The organism is Pseudoalteromonas thalassia (assembly GCF_049257215.1).
Lineage (GTDB): Bacteria > Pseudomonadota > Gammaproteobacteria > Enterobacterales > Alteromonadaceae > Pseudoalteromonas > Pseudoalteromonas lipolytica_C.
In genome coordinates this window covers 289,815-310,484 of the sequence record NZ_JBMMUE010000002.1, presented here as the reverse complement: position 1 = coordinate 310,484, position 20,670 = coordinate 289,815, and the positions used below count along the sequence as shown (strand labels likewise).

The 20,670-nt window shown below is 40.1% G+C and carries 20 protein-coding genes; 8 read left to right on the top strand and 12 right to left on the bottom strand.

Features of this window, described 5'->3' with window-relative positions:
- Nucleotides 1–23: 23 nt before the first annotated feature.
- A complete protein-coding gene (locus tag AAEU31_RS03795; protein WP_421966493.1) occupies nucleotides 24–641 on the top strand; it encodes a TetR/AcrR family transcriptional regulator in 618 nt (205 codons plus the stop codon).
- Between the two features lie 8 nt (nucleotides 642–649).
- Here AAEU31_RS03795 and AAEU31_RS03790 read toward each other — a convergent pair whose 3' ends face one another.
- From AAEU31_RS03790 to AAEU31_RS03765, 6 genes are all read right to left on the bottom strand, one after another.
- Nucleotides 650–1,747: a HupE/UreJ family protein gene (locus AAEU31_RS03790; protein WP_421966492.1), complete on the bottom strand. Its 1,098-nt coding sequence runs from the start codon at nucleotides 1,745–1,747 to the stop codon at nucleotides 650–652.
- An 8-nt stretch (nucleotides 1,748–1,755) separates the two neighbouring features.
- Nucleotides 1,756–2,748 (bottom strand): tetratricopeptide repeat protein, encoded by a 993-nt coding sequence (locus AAEU31_RS03785; RefSeq protein ID WP_421966491.1) that lies wholly within the window; start codon nucleotides 2,746–2,748, stop codon nucleotides 1,756–1,758.
- A gap of 39 nt (nucleotides 2,749–2,787) precedes the next feature.
- Nucleotides 2,788–3,309: a cadherin-like domain-containing protein gene (locus tag AAEU31_RS03780; RefSeq protein ID WP_421966490.1), complete on the bottom strand. Its 522-nt coding sequence runs from the start codon at nucleotides 3,307–3,309 to the stop codon at nucleotides 2,788–2,790.
- An 11-nt stretch (nucleotides 3,310–3,320) separates the two neighbouring features.
- Nucleotides 3,321–4,913 (bottom strand): DUF4331 domain-containing protein, encoded by a 1,593-nt coding sequence (locus AAEU31_RS03775; RefSeq protein ID WP_421966489.1) that lies wholly within the window; start codon nucleotides 4,911–4,913, stop codon nucleotides 3,321–3,323.
- 120 nt (nucleotides 4,914–5,033) lie between these two features.
- Nucleotides 5,034–5,720, bottom strand: a complete 687-nt coding sequence (locus AAEU31_RS03770; RefSeq protein WP_421966488.1) for an anti-sigma factor — start codon at nucleotides 5,718–5,720, stop codon at nucleotides 5,034–5,036.
- Nucleotides 5,717–6,247 (bottom strand): sigma-70 family RNA polymerase sigma factor, encoded by a 531-nt coding sequence (locus tag AAEU31_RS03765; protein WP_421966487.1) that lies wholly within the window; start codon nucleotides 6,245–6,247, stop codon nucleotides 5,717–5,719. Before AAEU31_RS03765 ends, AAEU31_RS03770 begins: the two co-directional genes overlap by 4 nt.
- 331 nt (nucleotides 6,248–6,578) lie before the next feature.
- On the opposite strand from AAEU31_RS03765, the gene AAEU31_RS03760 reads away from it, so the two are divergent.
- A complete protein-coding gene (locus AAEU31_RS03760) occupies nucleotides 6,579–8,198 on the top strand; it encodes a diacylglycerol kinase family protein (protein ID WP_421966486.1) in 1,620 nt (539 codons plus the stop codon).
- Between the two features lie 3 nt (nucleotides 8,199–8,201).
- Here AAEU31_RS03760 and AAEU31_RS03755 read toward each other — a convergent pair whose 3' ends face one another.
- Both AAEU31_RS03755 and AAEU31_RS03750 read right to left on the bottom strand, forming a co-directional pair.
- Nucleotides 8,202–8,468 carry a VF530 family protein gene (locus tag AAEU31_RS03755; RefSeq protein ID WP_105180288.1) on the bottom strand — a complete coding sequence of 89 codons (267 nt, stop codon included), beginning with the start codon at nucleotides 8,466–8,468 and terminating at the stop codon, nucleotides 8,202–8,204.
- Between the two features lie 57 nt (nucleotides 8,469–8,525).
- Nucleotides 8,526–8,825 (bottom strand): DUF1496 domain-containing protein, encoded by a 300-nt coding sequence (locus AAEU31_RS03750; protein WP_421966485.1) that lies wholly within the window; start codon nucleotides 8,823–8,825, stop codon nucleotides 8,526–8,528.
- A 95-nt stretch (nucleotides 8,826–8,920) separates the two neighbouring features.
- Here AAEU31_RS03750 and AAEU31_RS03745 point away from each other — a divergent pair, with 95 nt between their 5' ends.
- A complete protein-coding gene (locus tag AAEU31_RS03745) occupies nucleotides 8,921–9,151 on the top strand; it encodes a TIGR02647 family protein (protein WP_105180290.1) in 231 nt (76 codons plus the stop codon).
- 57 nt (nucleotides 9,152–9,208) lie between these two features.
- On the opposite strand, the gene maiA is transcribed toward AAEU31_RS03745, so the two are convergent.
- Together maiA and hmgA are read right to left on the bottom strand one after the other, a co-directional pair.
- Complete coding sequence (gene maiA, locus AAEU31_RS03740; RefSeq protein ID WP_421966484.1) at nucleotides 9,209–9,838, bottom strand: maleylacetoacetate isomerase; 630 nt, start codon at nucleotides 9,836–9,838, stop codon at nucleotides 9,209–9,211.
- A complete protein-coding gene (gene hmgA, locus AAEU31_RS03735; protein WP_421966483.1) occupies nucleotides 9,838–11,142 on the bottom strand; it encodes a homogentisate 1,2-dioxygenase in 1,305 nt (434 codons plus the stop codon). Before hmgA ends, maiA begins: the two co-directional genes overlap by 1 nt.
- 103 nt (nucleotides 11,143–11,245) lie before the next feature.
- Here hmgA and AAEU31_RS03730 point away from each other — a divergent pair, with 103 nt between their 5' ends.
- From AAEU31_RS03730 to AAEU31_RS03710, 5 genes are all read left to right on the top strand, one after another.
- Nucleotides 11,246–11,701, top strand: a complete 456-nt coding sequence (locus tag AAEU31_RS03730; protein WP_421966482.1) for a MarR family winged helix-turn-helix transcriptional regulator — start codon at nucleotides 11,246–11,248, stop codon at nucleotides 11,699–11,701.
- Between the two features lie 96 nt (nucleotides 11,702–11,797).
- On the top strand, nucleotides 11,798–12,610 hold the full coding sequence (locus AAEU31_RS03725) for a hypothetical protein (RefSeq protein WP_421966481.1): 813 nt from the start codon (nucleotides 11,798–11,800) through the stop codon (nucleotides 12,608–12,610).
- Nucleotides 12,610–13,650, top strand: a complete 1,041-nt coding sequence (locus AAEU31_RS03720; protein WP_135926578.1) for an extracellular solute-binding protein — start codon at nucleotides 12,610–12,612, stop codon at nucleotides 13,648–13,650. Before AAEU31_RS03725 ends, AAEU31_RS03720 begins: the two co-directional genes overlap by 1 nt.
- On the top strand, nucleotides 13,650–15,149 hold the full coding sequence (locus AAEU31_RS03715) for an ABC transporter permease (protein WP_421966480.1): 1,500 nt from the start codon (nucleotides 13,650–13,652) through the stop codon (nucleotides 15,147–15,149). Before AAEU31_RS03720 ends, AAEU31_RS03715 begins: the two co-directional genes overlap by 1 nt.
- Nucleotides 15,150–15,160: 11 nt before the next feature.
- Nucleotides 15,161–16,171 carry an ABC transporter ATP-binding protein gene (locus AAEU31_RS03710; protein WP_199526886.1) on the top strand — a complete coding sequence of 337 codons (1,011 nt, stop codon included), beginning with the start codon at nucleotides 15,161–15,163 and terminating at the stop codon, nucleotides 16,169–16,171.
- A 313-nt stretch (nucleotides 16,172–16,484) separates the two neighbouring features.
- On the opposite strand, the gene AAEU31_RS03705 is transcribed toward AAEU31_RS03710, so the two are convergent.
- Nucleotides 16,485–19,604: a TonB-dependent receptor gene (locus AAEU31_RS03705; protein WP_421966479.1), complete on the bottom strand. Its 3,120-nt coding sequence runs from the start codon at nucleotides 19,602–19,604 to the stop codon at nucleotides 16,485–16,487.
- A gap of 34 nt (nucleotides 19,605–19,638) precedes the next feature.
- Nucleotides 19,639–20,502, bottom strand: coding sequence for a S1/P1 nuclease (locus AAEU31_RS03700; protein ID WP_421966478.1), 864 nt, complete (start codon nucleotides 20,500–20,502; stop codon nucleotides 19,639–19,641).
- Nucleotides 20,503–20,670: the final 168 nt, after the last annotated feature.

The following is a 20,670-nucleotide window of genomic DNA, read 5'->3' as shown; positions in this document are numbered from 1 at the left end:
TTTCAAAAGAGCTTGGAGAAACCATGACGCAAAAAACGAAAAGACACAATGACCCTGCGCTTGCTGAGGCAAGACGTAATCAAGTGCTTTGTGCTGCAGCGGATTGTTTTCGACGTAAGGGCTATCATGGCGCGGGAATGGCTGAAATTTCTAAAACAGCAGGTATGAGTGCAGGCCATATCTATAATTATTTCGCTAGTAAAGAAGCGATTATAGAATCGATTGTTGAGCGTGATATGGAAGAAATGTTCTCAATCTTTAAAGAGTTTGCAGATAAGCCGGGCGATCGTGTCAACGTGTTGCTAGATGGACTCGATAGAGGTGTTGAGCGCCATACCGATTTAAATCAAGGTGCGCTTGATTTAGAAATGCTCGCAGAAGCTGCGCGCAATGAAAAAATAGCTAACTTACTACGTGGCTCAGATACCCATGCCCGTGACTCAATGCGCGAATTGTTAGTTGGTGAAAGAGGGCCGTTACAAGGTACCGCACTTGAAGAAGTGAATGCCCGTATTGAAGTGATGTTTTCTGTGATGGGGGGGCTCTTGTTGCGTAAGATGCTTAATCCTTCTTTAAACATTAGTGAGCTTTTAAAAGCACTTCGTCCAGCGATGAAAACCTTATTGTTACCCTTTGAATAAAGCGCTTATTAAAAGCGCTCTATAGACCATTGGATTGCCATAATGGCAATTAGCACTGAGCCTGCTGGCATAATAGCTTTTTTGTACCAGGAGTTATTTCTAAGTAGCATTAGTAGTGGTAAACAGATTGCTAAAATAACCAGTTGACCAATCTCAACCCCTAAATTAAACGCTAATATGCTCATTAGCTGGTATTCATTTGATAAGCCAAGCTCACCTAACACACTCGCAAACCCCATCCCGTGGAGTAGACCAAAACAGAAGGTGATCCAACCTAAACGCACAATCATTGGCCAAATATTATTTATTGCAGCAAATAATACAGAAAGCGCGATACCTAATTCTACCCATCGGGTGTTTGGCGATATGATATTCATAGCCGTTGCTGTTAGGGTCATTGAGTGAGCAAGTGTAAAAGCGGTGATGATCCAAGCTGTATCAATTAGAATTTGTTTTTTAGACTCGACACGTTGCCACTGTCCTTGCTTACGAACTAACACACAGCCCAGCAATAGGGCAATTAAGAACAAAATATGATCGGTGCCCATCCAAATATGTAATATGCCTTGCTGCACATATTCAATAAACGTTTCTGAATAGCTCGTTTCATCAAAACTAAAAATTTGAGTTTGTTCATTTAAAGTAAAAACCCGGCTTATATTTCCAATTGCAGAAATGGCTTTGTGATTCGCATCGACTTCGAACAATGCACTGTAATTTATAGAAAAGCTTTGGCTATTTGGGCAGCTAATTTGTATAGGGGTAACGATATATGATTCATTAAAATGTGAGTCAATCTTTAAATCACCCTCACTGTTAATTGCACATAATTCATTATTTTGCTGTGCGCTAATCTTTTCAACTAGGTATTGATGAATAGCTCCTTTTTGATTTTTAATTTCTTGCCAAGTGATCACGTCATCTGCATTTTTATCAAATTCGACAACGTGTTCTAAGTCCATCACAGCCACTTTCCATTGACCATTTAGAGTTAATTGTTCATTTTCGGACTTCGTTAATTCTAAGTATGCCGTGCTAAGTTGGTGAGCGTTTAGTTCAAAACTAAAGACCAAAAGAATTAAAAAGACAGATGATAAGATTTTCATATATTTCCTCAATTAATGAGCCCTGTGAGTTCAAGCAGACGTTTATCGCTTTGTAGTTTCGCTTGTTGCCAATTTATTCGAGCCCAATACTTGGCCTTGGTCATATTCCTATTTATAGTTAAATAATACCAAGCTAAATCACTTGCGTGATAGGTGTCTTGTCTCAATTCTCTGAGTGTTACTCGCTTTGCCATCTGTTCTTGCCATTTAGTCGATTGGCTTTTAACTTTTTCAGCTTGTGCTAAACGCAGTAAAATAGCATCTTCAAGGTTGGCATTTTCAGATGTTAAAACGGCTAAAGTAGAAAGCACTGCCGAGCCATTTTTTTGAGCTAATTGTGCATCAGCCCAAAGAACCACTAGACTTACAGGTGCCGTTTTTAAATCAACGTTACTAAGATATGATAAAGCTTGTTCTGTATAGCCTAATCGATATGCCATTTCAGCGAGTACATGACGAGTATTAATACTCATAGATGAAGAGCTCGCTATTTTTTGAAGCCCTTCATAGCTTTGTTTCAGTTCTCCATTTTGACTTTTAACATCTAGAGAACATGTCGATATTGTTTCAATGCTTGCCAAGCCAAACAATGATAAACACTGACCTAGCGCTTCATTAAATTTACCCTTTACCATCAATAAATTAGCTTTAAGTAAAATAGCATTAACGTGCTGAGGAGCTTGGTCGGTTACATCACTGAGGATCCGAATTGCCTCGTCAAATTGATGTTCACGTTGTAATAGTCGTGCATAAAAGTAATGTATATCAGGATCATCGGACTGTGTAACTTTATGCTCTAAGTAACGCTTTAAAATACCTTGATTGCTTTCGGTGTTACCAACATGTTGGCTTTCTGAAAAAAGCTTGTTCAGCTGTGCTTTAGTAAAGTCGGTTTTGATCTTCTTGCTGGAAACGGCTATGACATCTGAATCTTTTGGAGTATAAGGTTCAGCATGAACAAAGACACTAATAACCATCGCAATGTAAAATAAATATTTCATGATTTCTCCAAAGAAAAGCCATCCGTGGCCAAGATTTAACTAATTCCCGTTCACTAAATCATCAAAATTTGCATCATTACCCGTATTTATAAATTCACGGCCATTGAGTCTTAAGGGCTGTGCGCTTGGGTCTTGATTAAATGCGGCCCGTCCTATGGTTGAAAAATCAACTTGCAATGTTTCTATGGTGATACTAACAGTCGCTGTAGCCTTACTATTAACGCCATCACTAACTGCAAATTGAAAACTATCCGAACCTACGGTCTCAGGCTTAGGTGTATAGCTATAGCTGCCATCAGAATTTACATTTACGGTGCCTAAATTTGGTTCACTCACTAAACTGTACGTTAATTCATCGCCATCGGGGTCTGAGCCTTCAAGCATATCATTAATAACGACTTCAGTTTGGGTTGTAACCATTGCATCAATAGCGCTTGGTGCATTATTGACAGGTTCAGGCTTCATCGTATTTTTGTCATCTTTGTCATTATCACTACAGGCTGTTAATAATCCTGTGATAATAATGAGTGTGATGCTTGAGAGTTTTAAATTACGCATCATTAATTTCCTCATTACTTAGAGCCAGCAATCGGGGTAGCAAGATAAGGAAAACTGCTATCCATCATACTTGCATCAAGTGGTGCACCATCTGTAAATGGAACATTACCTACACTTGCATCCTCTGCTGTACACAAGCCAAGATCAGTATCTGTGCCATTCACTGGGATTGGGTAACATAAACGACCCATTACTACACGTAATGCAATGTCGACTACGTCATCTCCAGGTCGACGACCATTCGGGAAACCTGCTAAATCATCACCAGCTACACCAAAAGCTGATTGCTCATTTTGTGGAGTTGCAGCGATCGCTGTATTTAAACGCAGCATTTCAGATGGCGTAACAGTTGAAAGTTGATTAACACCAGGGAAACCCGTTAAAAATGCTGTAACTAAATCATTTCTTGGGAAGTTAGTAGGTGCCAATGTTTCAATATTGGTACCCAACGTTGAATTCACAGCATCTTTAAATAAGATATTTAAAAGCTCAGGTAGTGAAGGGTGGGTTACATAATGAGCAAATTGCGTATCATCAGATGGCGCTGATGTTGAAAATGTATCTTTGTCTTTCAAGCCAATAACTAACTCATTGACCAATGGGCTACCAAGGCGAGAAACCTGTGTTAACGCACCGCCATTTACTGCTGGTTTAGCAAATGATGCATTCGGGTTTAATATACGTGCTTGTGGCAAGCTTGCAGTTGTCCAACTACCAATTGTGCCATTACCTTCACCTGTTACACAGGCTTTTGGTACTTCGACAGCAATTGAAGTGACATTTTTCATTGCTAAATCATCATTATCGGCTGATTGAGTGATACCTCCAGGGAACCCTTCACCATCGCCTGCGCCAGGCGAACTGTCACCTTCGACTGGAACATAATTAACAAGGTCAAATGTTTTGCCTAGATTCACAACAAATGGGTCTTTTCTTTGACCTACAAACACTTTACCCATGCCATCACAACCTGGAAGTGCGACATTATAAATAAATTGATCAGCGTATTCTTGGTATGAAGCCATTGATGAGAATGTCTTATTACCAATGTAATCTAGTGGTTTATAAAAATCATTGCTGCTATTGGAGGTGTTAGTCAGCATGCTTTTTGTGCCAGAACGTTGTGGGCCAGAAATAACACTCACAGTATATGACTCACTGAAATTAACGGCAGAATTATTACCTGCAGAAACACCACCGACATTTTTTAGAGGAACTGCAACTGTTCTTTGATTACCTTCAGGTCCAACAGTAAGTGCTACACCCATATTATTGTTTGGCAACATACTTTTGAAATTAAATGCAAATGTCATGTCTTCAATAGCATCACCATCGTTATCAATATGGATGCTATAAGTTGCGTCTGGGTCCATAGCAAAGTAGTTAGGACCACCATAAGCATCTTGCAATGGGATGTAGTTGGCAATAAATGTTACGTAGTCACCTCGGCCTTCTTCGTAACTGTTAAAGGCATAAAAGTCTGTCGAATCTAACGTTGGAAAGCGCGTAATATTTGGCGCTTCACGATGGCTAGATGCTTCAGATATAGAAGTAAATAAGGTACTACAAACTGCAATCGTAATTAGGGATGGTATTACTTTCTTCATGACTTTTTCCTTAGTTTTAATTTAAGTCATAATGAAAACGTTTACCTAATAAGATTGGATGCAAAAAAATTGAATTATATTTTAAAAAGTTTAAAAGCCGTGTTAAACACGGCTTTTATATTAAAGGATTACTAAATTTGTAGTGTAGAGTACTTCAGTTGGTGAACCATTAGGGGAGCCACCTAATGGCTCTAAGCTGACTGCTAGAATAGAAATGTCGTCCGCATTAAATTGACTATTTTTTATCAGTTCTATGTTGCCACTTTTAGGTAGTAAACCTAATGAAATTGGTGCTTCTTGTCCTTTTAAAATCATCCAAAGCTCATAGTCTTTATCAGATCTTGGGCTAAGAACATTTGATGCTTTGACAGATAAGGTTTTATCTTTCACATCAATAAACCACAGTGGCTGCTCAGTTTCATTTTTAAATAATGCAATTTGTTGTGATCCAGTAGCAAGCTCTTGCTGTGGCTGCCAAATAATCAATGCTAAGACTATACATGCAGCTGAGGCAATTAATGACCATGCTTGGAGTAATGACCTATTTGTTTTCTTTGGTTTATTTATAGGGATAACATTAGGGTCAATGCGATTGATAATTTTTTCCCACACATGATCATCTGGTGGAACAGATTCAATTGAACTTGCAAGATTATTTAAATGTTGCTCCCACATCCAAGTTGCTTCTCTGGCACGTGTAGAGGTCAGCATTAAGCGAGCAAAACGGTCGCGTGCAGGACCTCGCAATGTACCTAGTACGTATTCGGCGGCTAACATGTCTATAAGCTTTTGGTTTTCATAATTCATAACGTTAAGCACCTCTGTAATTGCTTTAAACCACGTCTGATCCAGCTTTTAACTGTACCAAGAGGGGAAGCAATATGATCTACAAGCTCATGATGAGTCAGTCCTTTATAATAAGCTAAGTGAATAGCTTGCTTTTGTTGTGGATCAAGTTGTTCTATGCAATCTACTAATTTAGAGTCATCTTCATAGCTGATTTGAAGTGATGAACCATCCCCTAAGTCATGTTCATCTGTGAGGCTTTGCTCTTTACGTACTTTGTTGTGACGAATAAGGTCAAGGCTTCGATATCTCACTATGCTGATCATCCAGGACATAACAGCCCCTTTGGATACTTGATATTCACTAGCATTGTGCCAAATCTTAACAAATGAATCTTGCAAAACCTCTTCCGCTTGTGCTCGATTACCGAGCATCTTGAGGCTGATTGCAAATAGTTTGGCACTCGTATTTTGGTACAAATTTGCAAAGGCATTTTTATTACCTTTTGCTGTTGCACTCAAAAGCGCTAAAAGTTCATCGTTGTCCATATAATTCCTGTTATGTTATTAGTAACGCTTTAAAGGTGGTTTTAGATGCAAAAGAATTTTTAATAAAAAATAACCAGTGAATTTAAAACTCAAAGCATTTTTCTACTGGTTATCCTAGCAGTCTTGTTTAGGTTAGCAACCTACATGTAAATTATTTGTAAGTTAGTGTAAGTTATTCATAAAGTTGTGAAAAAATGTCCTAAACTTAAAGTGTAGGTTTTTAAGTGAACGCTAAGTTACTGATTTTAAACAGCCACCAAGTTTAAATAAGGCGGTTTTACTGGAGTGAAATTTGCAACGTACTATGTAATTAGAATAACAAGGAGTGACTATGTGGGCAGCAATTAGCTATCTTGCGCTGGCAATTATTTTTATAATCGTGGCTATTCGAGTTGAGCTCGTATATTTTGCGCTATTTTTTTATTGGGCTGCATTGTCGCTACTACTAGTCAGTGGCGCTTATTTTTTTAACATTGCGCGAATTTTCAGAAAGCGTGAAAACGGTGTAATACCAGTTTACATTCGTTGGGCGTTTATTCCCTTTTTACTTGGGGCTCAAATATACAATGCTTGGTCTCGTAAGCATGATAAAGTGCCTCCCTTACAACAAATAAATGAACATCTGTTTTTAGCTTGCAGGCTCTTTCCATCAGATATTGACACCATGAAAGAGTTAGGGATTACAGCAATCTTAGATGTTACCTGTGAGTTTGATGGCCTTGAATGGTCATCGACCCAAGAAAATATTCGCTATTTGAATATCCCCGTTTTAGACCACAGTGTGCCAACTCGTGCGCAATTACATCAAGCAATTAACTGGATCCACCATCAAGTAAAGGCTGATAGACGTGTTGTTGTACATTGCGCATTAGGTCGCGGACGTTCAGTGTTTGTTATGGCTGCATACTTACTAAGCCAAGATAAAGATGCAGATGTTCATACTGTTTTGGAGCAAATCAAAGAAACTCGAGAAACTGCTAATTTAAACAAGCGCCAACTTCGTCACTTAATAAAACGTCATCGTCGAGGCGATTTACTAATTAAAAACAAAGCTGTCTTAATTGCTAATCCAGTCTCTGGTACAAAGCTGTGGCAAGAAAAGAAAAAGCAGATAACAGCAAGGTTAAGTGAATATTATGATTTAACTGTACACACTACAACGGAAGATGTGGACGGTATTCAATTAGCTAAAGAGGCTATAGAAACAAACCCTGATGTTGTTATCGCATGTGGTGGTGACGGTACAGTGACAGAAGTAGCCAGTGTGTTAGTCAATACCGACTGTAAGTTAGGCATTATTCCTTTAGGCACTGCTAATGCATTAGCTCATGTATTAATGGGGATCCAATCTAAATTAATCCCAGTCGAACAAGCTTGTGAACTTATTATTGAGGGACAGGCAAGTCGGATCGATACCGCACTATGTAATGGCGAGCGAATGCTGTTATTAGCAGGAATTGGGTTTGAGCAGAAAATGATTGAAAAGGCGCATCGAGATGCTAAAAATGAGTCCGGCCAACTGGCTTATCTACAAGGATTTTGGCAGGCACTAAGCGAACATGAAGCACAAGATTATACAGTTACATTAGACGACAATGAACCTCAATCTATAAATACCAATAGTTTAATCATTGCAAATGGAGCGCCGTTTACTACATTGTTGGCTCAATCAGCAGGTCAGCCAGATCATAATGATGGTTTACTTGATGTTAATTGGTTAACGCCTAACTCAGAGGCGAAAGCCAGTACGTTAAGTATTGCTGAATTAGTATTTTCAAGCATAACGCAAACAAGCTTTGCCATTAATAGCCATCATACAAATGCTAAACGAGTTTCTGTAAGTGCAGAAAAAGACATTAGTTATGTGATTGATGGTGAGGTTAAAACAGCAGAAAAGCTGGTGGTAGAGGTATCACCGAAGTCACTTTCGGTGATAATGGCCGAAACCTAACAGTTATTTTTTAATACTTTTCCATTCAAAAGGTGCGTCATCATCGGCCTTTTGAGAGGAGAAAGTATCAATATATAGTTGTTCAACTTTTTCACGGGCCCAAGGTGTTTTACGTAAAAATTTTAAGCTTGATTTAACACTTGGGTCATTTTGAAAACAGCGCACATCAACGTGCTCTGCTAGGCCTTCCCAGCCAAGTTTTTCTTCAAGTTGGGTTACGATGTCGGCAAGCTTGATACCGTGCAAAGGGTTATTTGGTTGATTGTCCATGCTTAATCTTTGGTTATTTCTAAACTGAGTAATAGTAACGTATCTAGCGTCTTTAAGCTAATTGACGTTTATACTCTTGTCTCGTTTTGGATAGACAATATCGCCGTTTTTATCCAGTCTTAACCACGCTAACTCGCTGTTTGAAAAATTTGGCTGTTTGGCTGCACAAATTAACGTTATATCGCCAACAGCAATATAAGCGCCTTCGGTGTAACGCTTATTTTCATACCAACACACTTTGTGGTTGTTAAGTGCTTCTTGGTCATCTAGCACAACTAATGCTTTATCCTTTGCTAAAACAAACTGTGAAAACAACAAAATAAACAAGGTAGTTAAGATTAAAATCTTTCTAAACAAAATACACCTCTCATTGTGCAGTTTTTTGTATCTACACTAAGCTTATGACTGTATTCTATAAAAGCACAATGACGTGATAATAAAAAGGTGAACACATGCAATTTAATAAAAATATGATTGACGAATTAACCCTGCTTGCTAAGTTTCCCCGCGACTCACAAATGCAAGGCATTAAAATCCACTCTGATGCAGAAGAAACAGTAAAAAATGCTGCAAAACGTCTTTATGACAAAGGCATTACTGATAGCCCTGATGGCGGCTATTTAACGGATTTAGGGCTAGATTTGATCAATCACGTGAGTGTTATTAATTCCGCACTGAGATAAAAATTAGATAATAAAAAGGCCCAAAATGATTGGGCCTTTAGTTTTAATAACAACGAATTAGATTGCGTCAGGTTGGTTCTGAGGAGCCGCATCAATAAAGGCATCTAGCTTATTACAATGCTCATAAACTGCGGCGATTTTTGGGTACTTACTCATATCAACGTTAAAGCGTAAGGCATTAAATACTTGCGGCACCAAACAGACATCAGCAAGTGTTGGTTTGTCGCCAACGCAAAAAGTGTTCGCTTCATCAAGTAACTTTTCGATACTCTCAAAGCCAACTTCTACCCAATGCTTATACCAGGTCGTTTTTGCTTCTTCATCAACACCAAGATCATTAGCTAAATACTTTAATACTCGCAAATTATCGATAGGGTGGATATCGCACGCTACGGCATAACATAAATTGCGGATCTGGGCTTTTTGCCATGCATCACCTGTTAAAAGCGGTGTTTCTGGGTGTGTTTCTTCAAGCCACTCTAAAATAGCCAGCGATTGTGCAAGCACACCTTGATCAGTTTCTAGTGCCGGTAATAACCCTTGTGGGTTTTTTGCTAGGTACTGGTCGCTTTTCTGCTCTGATTTTAATAAATTAACGGTGACCAACTCGTGATCAATGTTCTTTAAATTAAGAGCAATGCGAACTCTGTAAGCGGCTGATGAACGAAAATAGCTATAAAGTTTCATTATGCGTCCTGTTTACCTGTGAAATGTTTTTTAATAGTGCGCCAACAGTTAGTGTAATTAGGCTGACGCTCTTTACCTTCAAGGGCATATTTAGTTGGTGAAATAACGTAACGCGATTCGAACATAAATGCCAAGGTGTTTTCGTAGCGTTGTGGTTTAAGTTCGGCATTTGACGCTTTTTCAAATACATCTGCTTCTGGACCATGTGGCGACATACAGTTATGTAAGCTAGAACCACCTGGCACAAAGCCATGTTCTTTGGCATCGTATACACCTTCAATAAGTCCCATGAATTCACTCATAATATTACGGTGGTAATAAGGTGGACGGAATGTGTTTTCAGCCACCATCCAACGAGGAGGGAAGATAGCAAAATCGATATTTGCGACACCTTCTGTACCCGATGGTGACGTTAGTACGGTGAAGATTGAAGGATCTGGGTGATCATAACTCACAGTATTCATAACATTGAAACGAGCAAGGTCATACTTGTATGGCGCACTATTACCTGTCCATGCAACGACATCTAATGGAGAATGACCAATATCGCAGCGGAACATATTGCCATTAAACTTTGCAACTAGTTCAAAGTCACCTTCTACATCCTCATAAGCCGCAACAGGGTAGTGGAAGTCACGGTCATTGGCGTAACCATTAGCTCCTACAGGGCCGCGCTCTGGTAAAATATAGGCATGGCCATAGTTTTCGCAAATATAGCCGCGGGCTGTGTCCGTTAATAAATCAACAGCAAATTTAATCCCGCGAGGAATTACGGCAATTTCACCAGCTCGGACTGTTAGTTTTCCACACTCGGTTCTTAGTAATAGTTCACCTTGTTGTGGTACGAACAGCATTTCACCATCAGCATTATAAAAGTAACGGTTTTGCATTGATTTATTGGCTACATAGATATGAATACCTATACCTGTTTGTGCATTAGCACTGCCATTAGCTGCCATGGTGATTAAACCATCAATAAAATCTGTTGGCTGCTCAGGAATTTCAATTGGATCCCAACGTAGCATTGTCGGCGGCGTTGGGACTTCTGTGATAGGAGCGGTACGAATAAGGCCATTGTCTATAGGTGTATAATCACCTTGTACTACTGACGGGCGAATACGATAAAACCAAGTACGGCGGTTATCAGCACGCGGCGCTGTAAATGCTGTTGTGCTGAACTGTTCAGCATATAAATCGTATTTTACTTTTTGAGGGCTGAATTGACCGATAGGTAATGCACCGGGTAATGCTTCGGTTTCGAATTCATTACCAAAGCCTGTCATATATTGTAATTCGTTATTCATCACTAGACTCCTGAAAGGTTTTAGGTAAGATACTCTCATGTGAGACTATATTCAAACTGCACTGAATTTACTTGTGTAAATAATTTTTGACAGTAGTGAAGCAATGACAACAAACAAACACCCAACGCTCGATTTACAGCAGTTCTTACCTTACTCATTAACCAATATTGCAATGCAGATGAGTGAGCAATTTAGTGAGCTATATCAAAAGCAGTTTGATTTAACCGTGCCACAATGGCGAGTAATCGCGAACCTAGCTCAATACGGTGAATGCACTGCTAAACAGTTGTGTGATATGGCACAAATGGATAAATCAACGGTGTCCCGTGCAGTAAAGTCGTTATTAACAAGAAACCTTATCGCAGCAAAAGCGAACCTAACTGATAAACGCGCAAACTTGTTATCGTTATCAGAGGCAGGAGTAGGTTTGCATAAACAAATTGTTCCGTTAGCAAACGAATGGCAAGCAAGTTTAGTGAGTGAATTAGATAGCCAAGAAATTAAACAATTTATGAACACTCTTAGTAAGCTTTCCAATTACTTAAATAAAAATGTGTAAATCTGTAATCAATGCATCATAGCAATTGATTTAGGGAATCGATACGTATATGATAATGGCTATCATTTACAATTAGCAATTTGGATGTCTCCTGTTATGAAATTAGCGTTAAACACCGTGAAGACACTAGGTTTAAGCCTAGTATTAGCATCTACTTTTATTGCCCAACCTGTATTGGCAAATGGCCCAATTGGTGAGCACGTTAATCATCTAAAAGAAAATTTAAAAGATTACTCTGATGACGTTGAATGGATGATCAACAAAGTCGATGTCATGGTGAGTGATTACGAAAGCAAAGGTGCTAAAGCTGTAAAAAGTGATGACCTAATCGAATACTGGGAATCAGTAAAGTTCCATAGTGCAATTGAAACAAACTATGTACCGGTTTATGCATCAATTTGGCAAAGTATTTATGGCATCAAAATGGCTATTGATGATAAAAAACCTGCTGCTGAAGTACGCACTCATCAAAAGGCGTTGAATGCTGCCTTGTGGCAAGGTTTAGGGGCTGTTAAACTTGCCGCGGATTTCCAGCAAAAAGGCATGTTAAAAGCTGTAAAAGCTACTGCTTCAGAAGAAATGACGCAAAGTGCTACCATCGATGAAATCAAACACAAATTAGACCGTGTTGTTGCAAAGTACGCAGAGCGTTTAAGTGACGAAGCAACACAAATCGTACATGATACTTACTTGCATTTATTCGAAGGTGTTGAAGGTACACTTATCGAAAAAGATGCGAAGTTAGTCGAAGTGCTCGAAAAAGATTTTAATGTAACCCTGCCAAAAGCGATTTCTGATAAAGGGTCTGTTGACCAAGTACGTGCAGTGGTTGTTGATATGCAAGAAAAGCTAGATCGCGCTAAGGTGTTATTAGAAGAAGCCGAAAAAGCTCGTAAGGATGTATTTTAGTGAAGCGTAGAACCTTTATTCAAGGACTTGCTGCGTTCGGGGTAGTAGGCGCAATGCCACTACCTCTTTCTCGTGCCTTCGCAGCCAGTGCTGCAAGCCCCGTTTCTGTAAAAGACTTACCCGCCCTTGAGGGTGACTTAACATTATATTTAGGCCGCGGCGAAGGCGGCTTGTACGAAAACGTACTGCAGTCGATCGAAAAGAATAATCCAAAATTGAATTTATCAATTCGTAGAGGCCCAACGGCTGCGCTTGGCAATATGATTGTCGCTGAAGCGAAAGCAGGAGTTAAACGTGCTGATTTATTTTGGGCTGTTGACTCAGGTGCGATTGGTTTAATTACCGACGCGGGTTTGGCTAAACCATTACCAAGTGATTTAGCAGCACAGTTACAGCCACAATTCCGTTACCCTGGTTGGGCACCGGTTACCGGGCGTATTCGAACTCTACCTTATAACACCAAGCGTCTGAGCAAAGATGATATCCCCGACAGTATCATGGCGATTGCTGACAGCGATTTATCAATAGGTTGGGCACCTGCTTACGCATCTTTTCAATCATTCGTAACGGCTATGCGTATTCTTGAAGGTGAAGATAAAACCGCTAAGTGGCTTAAAAAAGTTCAAAAACGTTCGAAAACCTACGCTGGTGAGCTTGGTGTAGTAATGGCAGTTGAACGTGGTGAAGTCGATATTGGCTTTGCAAACCACTATTACACATTACGACTTAAGTCAGGTAAACCAGATGCTAATCTTGATCTTGCTTTTACCAATCAAGATGCCGGTTGTTTAGTTAATGCATCAGGTGTTTTATCGTTAACAGATAATCCTAATGCGATGAATTTTATGCGTTACTTACTAAGTTCAGAAGTACAAAGTTACTTAGCCCGTGAAGCCTATGAAATTCCACTGATCCAAGGCATTGAACAACCAGCTGGCTTACCAGCATTAACGGATGTGTCACCGCCGAAAATCGATTTAACTCAATTGGCAGATTTAAGGCCAACACTCGACCTTATGCGCAGTAGCGGTGTTTTATAATGCGCATACCTGCTTCTTATCCCATGGCGCTGCTTGCAGCGCTTTTGGCGTTAGTGCCAGTTTATATTCTGATCACTTTAGCAAGTGATGCGACTGCTGTATTTGATAGTCATAACTTAAAAATTCTTGGTAACACCTTATCACTTATGGTGTTAACGGTAATAGGCTCTATTTTAATTGGCGTACCTCTGGCGTTTATTAGTGCCTATGTTCAACTTCCTTTTAAAAAGCTTTGGCTTGTATTGTTTGCTGCTCCTCTGGCAATCCCAAGTTATATTGGAGCGTTTACTTTGTATGCTGCATTTGGCCCCGGTGGTGAGATAAATCAGCTGCTCGGCTTCGAAACGCCGCCTATGTATGGGCTAACAGGCGCTGCCATTGTAATGACCCTGTATACGTTTCCTTTTGTAATGCTAACAACTCGATCATCTTTACTTAGCTTAGATGCCAGCATGGTTAATGCTGCACGTACTTTAGGTATGTCGATGACAATGAGTGTATTTAAAGTTATTTTACCTCGGGTTATCAATGGTATAGCGGCAGGCTCTTTACTGGTTGCGCTTTATACCTTATCAGACTTTGGTACACCGGCGATGATGCGTTTAGATACGTTCACTCGGGTTATTTATGTAGAATACAACGCCTTTGGTTTGAGTCGTGCGGCAATGTTATCGCTACAACTGATGGTTATCGTCGGAATTTTATTGTTTATCGAGTCACAAATTAAAACAGCTTCAGAACGCCATGGCCGTTCATTGATGTTATTTCCATCGAATGGTCAAAAAGTTGCGATGTTACTGACATTTTTACCAGTATTGCTACTTGCGATTTGTTTACCTTTGGCAATTTTTTCACTTTGGCTTGCCCGTGATGGAGTTGCAGATTTTGACTTCAGTATTGCTTGGCATTCAGCCTATGCATCGGGTATTGCTGCTATCGTTGCTGTTGTTGTTGCTGTACCTGTTGCTCATGCAGCGTTGAGTGGAAAAGCTGGGCGTATTATGGAGCGTGTAACTTATTTTGGATTTGGTATTCCGGGTATTGTGATGGGAACGGCATTGGTATATGGAGGTCTTCAGTTGCCACTCTTTTATCAAACCTTAGCTCTCTTAGTAATTGCTTATGTGCTGCGCTTTTTGCCGCTTGCAGTTGGCTCTGTAAGAACCAGTACTGAGCATCTAGATTCAAGTTTAATAAAGTCAGCACGAGTACTGGGTGCCAGCCCTCGTGAAGCATTTATGCGAATTACTTTACCCTTAACTATGCGTGGTATTATCGCTGGTGCTGCTTTGGTATTTTTAGAATCAATGCGTGAACTTGAAGCAACACTTTTACTTGGCCCAACGGGTTTTGAAACCCTTTCAACATATTTGTGGCGTGTTTATGAAGCCGGTTACTTTGGCCGTGCTGCTATTCCTGGTTTATTGTTGGTAGTGATATCAGCATGCGGCTTGGCTATAATGCTCTCTGGTGAAAAGCGCAGTCAATTAGAACATTAAGGATCAGTTTAATGCTATCAGTTAGTAAGCTGTCTATCGATTATGGTAGCAATCGTGTGGTAAGTGAACTTAACTTATCACTTGGGGAAAGTGAGATCCTCATGCTAGTTGGTCCAACTGGCTGTGGTAAAAGTACAATTTTACAAGCGTTAGCTGGGCTTATTCCTATTAGCGAAGGCGAAATAAATTTAGGTTCATGGCGAGCTACGCCAAAACTAAAAGTTCCCCCGGAAAAACGTAAAGTAGGAATGGTGTTTCAAGATTTTGCCCTTTTTCCACATTTAACTGTTGAACAGAATATTTGCTTTAGACTTAACGATACTTCTAAAGCCGATCATTGGATAAAGCTACTAGGTCTTGAAGCATTTCGAAATAAAAAGCCGGCAACCTTATCTGGTGGTCAAAAGCAGCGTGTCGCACTCGCTCGAACTCTTGCTCATGAACCAGACTTTGTTTTACTTGATGAGCCATTATCTAACCTAGATGCAGCTCTAAAAGATACTCTTCGATGGGATATTAGAAATGCTTTAAAGGCTGCAGGTGTTCCTGCTATTTGGGTGACCCATGACCAAGAGGAAGCCTTATCTGTCGGTGACCGTGTAGGGGTGCTTAAAGAGGGGATAATTCAGCAAATTGATACTCCTGAGCGTTGCTTTAGCTTGCCAAGTAATCGTTTTGTGGCACGCTTTTTAGGTGAGGCAAGTTTCATTGCCGGTAATTGTGTAGGTGATACAGCCACAACAGATATAGGCAATGCACCAGCAATCAAAATAGATCATGATGCAGCAAAGGTTGATGTATTGTTGCGCCCTGATGATGTGCATCTAATTAATAATGCTAATACAAATAACGGTGAAGTGACCTGGGTACGTTATGAGGGTGGCAGCCGATTATGCGCTGTTAAACTGGCATGCGATACTGTGGTGACAAGCCGTGTGAGCCATGAGGTGATAGTGCGCCCGGGTGATGCTGTGCATGTTTCAATCAATACAACCCATCCACTTGCGGTTTACGCAGCTTAAATAAAACTTTGTGTGCAGGTCAAATTGGCCTGCATTTTCATATCAGGGTAGGTCGGGCTTAAGTCCGTGATGATTCAAGTTTAAAGATTTGTCGCCATAAATGACGACCGACATTACAACGCTGGATTGAGTTTAACATCAGCCCTCAGCCATCAAACGCGATATAAAATCGCTGCTACTAGCAACTTGCTAACTTTACTCTTGTGCCTTGCTAACTTTCCCCTAGTAAACTGTAACTCGCTCACTTTCTTCCAAACGTAAAAAGCCCGCCAGTAGGGGCGGGCTTTTGCTTTATAACAAGGTTAACTCGTTATTAGAATGTGTAACGTACACCTACACGCATTTCCCAAACTGATGCGCTGCTTTGTGTTGCAGTTTTACCATTGTTAGGGTTAAAGTCTGAGTAAACGTAACGACCTTGGTCATCAAGGTCTACAGTCACCATGCTGTTACCAACAAAGCTACCTTTCTTAAGTACACCCCAGTCATCGTTTAACATGTTAGTTAAGTTATCGATAACGAAGAATACTTCACCTTTGTGACCAGCCATAAAGCCAGGTAACTCTTGAGTCACTTTAAAGTTAACTTTAGTGAACCAATCAGCATTTTGACGGTTACGACCAGAGATTTGACCGCGTTCAAGGCCTTGAGCAGAAATCCATTGGTTAAACTCAGTTACTTCTTCAGGTGTCATGTTGTAAACAACGTTAGGGTCATTTACTTCAGGAATATACATTAGCTGACGACCACCGTTTGAGTTGCTATCACCCCAAATATCATCTGAATCATCAAACGTGTAGCTGTAAGGTAGACCTTTGTACGTTTCGCTGAATAGGTTGAAACGTGTGCTGTAACCATCAAACAACTCAGTTGTGTAACCCAATGTCATAGTAAAGCGGTGTGGGATCTCGTAATCAGATGTATGCGCACCTGGGTTAGTCGGATCGTATGTCGCCATGTTACCGTAGTTTGAGCTAGCTACAGAGCTAGTCATAGGGTTAACATCTGTTGAGTCTGTGTAAGCGTAAGCTAGTTGTACGCTAATGCCGTTATCAAAACGTTTGCTCATCGCAGCAGAAATGATGTGAGATTCACCACTGTCACCACTTACATTTGTAAGTAGTAAGTCGCCGCTACGACCTTCGATAGACTCAAGAATTGGACGACCATCAAACGTTGTTTCACCAGAATCTTGTAACGCGATGTCTTGTAAGATTGCAGCATCTTTACGTTTAGTGAATAAGTAATCTAGTGAGAATACGTACTCATCTTCAGTTGTGTATGTTGCACCTACTGAGTACTTCCACTCTGATGGCATATCGAAATCAGGGTCAACAGCATTAACTTGTGAGTCACCAGAACCGATTACAGTGTTAGCAACTTGATCATACAGGCTTTGTGGTACTTCGTAACCTGGAATACCGCCATTGACTGTAGGTGTATTAAATAAGTCAATACCACCTCTGAGAGATGTGCCGATGTTGGTAACGCCATCATTAGAGTATGAGTTAGATAACCAAACATTCGGGTTACCACCAGAGAATAAGCCAACACCAGCGCGAACTTCTAATGCATCTGTTGCATACCATTCAAAACCAACACGTGGTTGAATTAAGTCGATGCCGTCGAAAGTACCTTGGTTGCTGAAACCGTAACGGTTAGTAAAGTTTTCATTGTAGTTTGGTTTGTCGTCACTCGTGTATTTGTCGTAACGTAAACCAAACGTTAATGTTGCATCTAAATCTGTGAAGCTGTACTCATCTTGTAGATAGAAAGTATGCTGCGCATAAGCGAAGTTAGCAGCTGCATCAGTTGGGTTGTTAGTACCCGCAGCATTGTTGTAGTAAACACGATCTGCTAAACCTGCTTCAAAATCATCTACTGATTTAAAACGCCACTCACCTTGCGTATGCTGTACGAACTGATTAAAGGCTTCAATTTCTTCATACTCGTAACCACCAGTAATAGTGTGTTGATTAAGGTAATAAGTACCTGCAATTTTAGCTGTAACTGTTTCGTAGTTAAGAGCATTAGATTGACGAGAGTCGTCTGGACCAATATAGATTGTACCGCCATCAGCAGTACGAATTTGCATTTCACCGAAGCTACTTGCCGCATCTAAAGAACGTACAGTTTGGTCAAGCTCAGATTTACCTAGGCGAACCTCAGTTGAAAACTCATCTGACCAATCTGAGTAAACAGACGCAATAACTGATGTGAATTCATTGCTTTGTTTGAAGAAGTGGTTCTCTAAAGTAATTGTATTGCTGTAAGCATCTGACTGAGATAGCGTGAAAGCATCATTGTAGTTGTAGATAATGTTTGCACGGTGATCGTCGTTGATGTTCCAGTCTAACTTAACTAAGATTTTTTCATCTTCAACTGGTGCGCTTGATGGCATACCACCAGCGTCATAGCTATAAACATCTTGTGCAATTTGTTGTACACGAGCAACATCTGCCGCTGAAACACTACCAGTGTCTAAACCGCCGTAGTTGTACTGTTTAACACCTTCTACTTTTTCGTAAGATGTGAATAAGAAAAGGTTATCTTTAATTAGCGGTAAACCAACGTTGAAGCCGTAACGTTTTTCAGTGTAATCACCGTTATCGTAGTCTTCACCTTCGATTTTATCGCCTTTCATTGAATCATTTGTGTAATCGAAGAAAACACCACCGTGTACTTCGTTACCACCAGATTTAGTAACAGCATTGATATTACATGATGTGAAACCACCATATTGAACATCAAAAGGCGCTAGTTCAACGGCAACCTGCTCGATTGAATCGAAAGAAAAAGGAGCACCGATTGTTGGGTAACCGTTTGAGCTTAGACCGAAGTTATCGTTCATACGAACGCCGTCTAGCGTTAAGCTGTTGAAACGTGGGTTACCACCACCACAGTTGATTGAACCACGGCTATCATCGATTGTTACGCGTGGATCGATACGAATGATATCTTTTAAGTCACGGTTGATAGCTGGTTGGTTTTCTAAATCTTCAAGTGTGAAAGTCGCAGCAGGACCTGTACCACCAGACATACGGCTGATAGGACGACCTGTAACAACGATTTGTTCGATGTCTGATTGCGGCTCTAACGTAACATTAACAGGGTAGTCAGCACCAACTTGTAGGTTAATATTGTTGAAAGTTTGATCTGCAAATACGTCAGAATCTACAACAACGCGGTAAGGACCACCTACGCGTAGGCCTTTAGCTGTGAAGTAACCCGCATCGTTCGTTTCAGTTTCTTTAGTTGAACCTGAAGGTAAGTGAACGATAGTAATCTTAGTGCCAGCAGCAGGGTTGCCGCTAGGACCTTTGATTTGACCCTTGATAGCAGATGTTGTTTCATTTGCTAACGCTGCACCACTCACACCAACACATGCTGCAATAGCAAGTGATAGAGCTGTTTTGCGGAGTTGGATTTTCATTATGTTATTTCCCGTGTTAGAGGTTATGTTTCATTTATAGTTTGCTGTCAGTTGGCATCTTAAGTGCCTTTACTAACGGTTTTGCTGATTTATCAAATAAACTATTTAATAAACCGGCCAATCTTATACCGCCTTGCTGTAGGCGAGTTTTAACAATTGGTAAGTTTTTATAGATATAACTATAACTTACGTTTGTTTCATTTTCTTTATAGATTGAATTTGCAATATTATGTGATTCGATTAACCAATCGCTTGGTGAACTGGTAAGGTAGTCCATTATCAACACTTGATTTGTTGTATTTATAAATTGCGCAAATTCAGTATAGGACAAATTTTCATTTTCAATGAGTTTTGAGTCCCATAGGCTATGTAAATTGGTATCTTGCCCGAAGAATGTGACAGAAATATTGTTGCCGCCACGATCTTCACTGCGACCTGCATGGAATGGTTGGTGACTATCACCAACAAGATGAACTAAAAAGCGTAAAGCAAACTGTTTTTCTGCAAGGGATGCTTTTTGGTTTTGTAAAACTGAAATTGAATATTCCATCCCTTCAAGGATGTCAGACACTGTGTCTTTATTGTGGTGGGCATGAGAGTCGAAATGGGGATCAGCATCACCCTCTTTGAAATTGATGTAATGCCAGCGAGATGACTTTTTTTGCCAAAATTGCTCAGGGGCAGAGCGCATTTCATCGGCCCAAGTGGCAATTTGAGGGAGTGACTCGCCATCAAGTAAAGGAATTAATGCTTGCCTCGTGGTGTCAGTAATATGCTTAGATGCAATTTCACCAACAATACGATGACCATTTTGTCCCCATGCATTAGCCGGAGTACTTAACACCGCTGAAATAACAGGTGTCGATAACAGCAACATCTTTATTGTTTTTTGTAACATTGACTCAGTGTCCAAAAATGAATGTGCCCTGAAGCACGATTACTTGGTGCTAATTCTCCTGAATTTTAAAACAAATAGAAAGGACTCAATAAGATTCATAATTTCTTGTTCATATATGTTTAAAAACAATAAGTTATTTATTTCAGGTAAAATTACCTGTTGTAATAA

Excerpts from the sequence above, each read along its gene's own strand:
- AAEU31_RS03795 (WP_421966493.1), top strand. The coding sequence starts at position 24 with ATGACGCAAAAAACGAAAAGACACAATGACCCTGCGCTTGCTGAGGCA.
- AAEU31_RS03790 (WP_421966492.1), bottom strand. The coding sequence starts at position 1,747 with ATGAAAATCTTATCATCTGTCTTTTTAATTCTTTTGGTCTTTAGTTTT.
- AAEU31_RS03785 (WP_421966491.1), bottom strand. The coding sequence starts at position 2,748 with ATGAAATATTTATTTTACATTGCGATGGTTATTAGTGTCTTTGTTCAT.
- AAEU31_RS03780 (WP_421966490.1), bottom strand. The coding sequence starts at position 3,309 with ATGATGCGTAATTTAAAACTCTCAAGCATCACACTCATTATTATCACA.
- AAEU31_RS03775 (WP_421966489.1), bottom strand. The coding sequence starts at position 4,913 with ATGAAGAAAGTAATACCATCCCTAATTACGATTGCAGTTTGTAGTACC.
- AAEU31_RS03770 (WP_421966488.1), bottom strand. The coding sequence starts at position 5,720 with ATGAATTATGAAAACCAAAAGCTTATAGACATGTTAGCCGCCGAATAC.
- AAEU31_RS03765 (WP_421966487.1), bottom strand. The coding sequence starts at position 6,247 with ATGGACAACGATGAACTTTTAGCGCTTTTGAGTGCAACAGCAAAAGGT.
- AAEU31_RS03760 (WP_421966486.1), top strand. The coding sequence starts at position 6,579 with ATGTGGGCAGCAATTAGCTATCTTGCGCTGGCAATTATTTTTATAATC.
- AAEU31_RS03755 (WP_105180288.1), bottom strand. The coding sequence starts at position 8,468 with ATGGACAATCAACCAAATAACCCTTTGCACGGTATCAAGCTTGCCGAC.
- AAEU31_RS03745 (WP_105180290.1), top strand. The coding sequence starts at position 8,921 with ATGCAATTTAATAAAAATATGATTGACGAATTAACCCTGCTTGCTAAG.
- maiA (WP_421966484.1), bottom strand. The coding sequence starts at position 9,838 with ATGAAACTTTATAGCTATTTTCGTTCATCAGCCGCTTACAGAGTTCGC.
- hmgA (WP_421966483.1), bottom strand. The coding sequence starts at position 11,142 with ATGAATAACGAATTACAATATATGACAGGCTTTGGTAATGAATTCGAA.
- AAEU31_RS03730 (WP_421966482.1), top strand. The coding sequence starts at position 11,246 with ATGACAACAAACAAACACCCAACGCTCGATTTACAGCAGTTCTTACCT.
- AAEU31_RS03725 (WP_421966481.1), top strand. The coding sequence starts at position 11,798 with ATGAAATTAGCGTTAAACACCGTGAAGACACTAGGTTTAAGCCTAGTA.
- AAEU31_RS03715 (WP_421966480.1), top strand. The coding sequence starts at position 13,650 with ATGCGCATACCTGCTTCTTATCCCATGGCGCTGCTTGCAGCGCTTTTG.
- AAEU31_RS03710 (WP_199526886.1), top strand. The coding sequence starts at position 15,161 with ATGCTATCAGTTAGTAAGCTGTCTATCGATTATGGTAGCAATCGTGTG.
- AAEU31_RS03705 (WP_421966479.1), bottom strand. The coding sequence starts at position 19,604 with ATGAAAATCCAACTCCGCAAAACAGCTCTATCACTTGCTATTGCAGCA.
- AAEU31_RS03700 (WP_421966478.1), bottom strand. The coding sequence starts at position 20,502 with ATGTTACAAAAAACAATAAAGATGTTGCTGTTATCGACACCTGTTATT.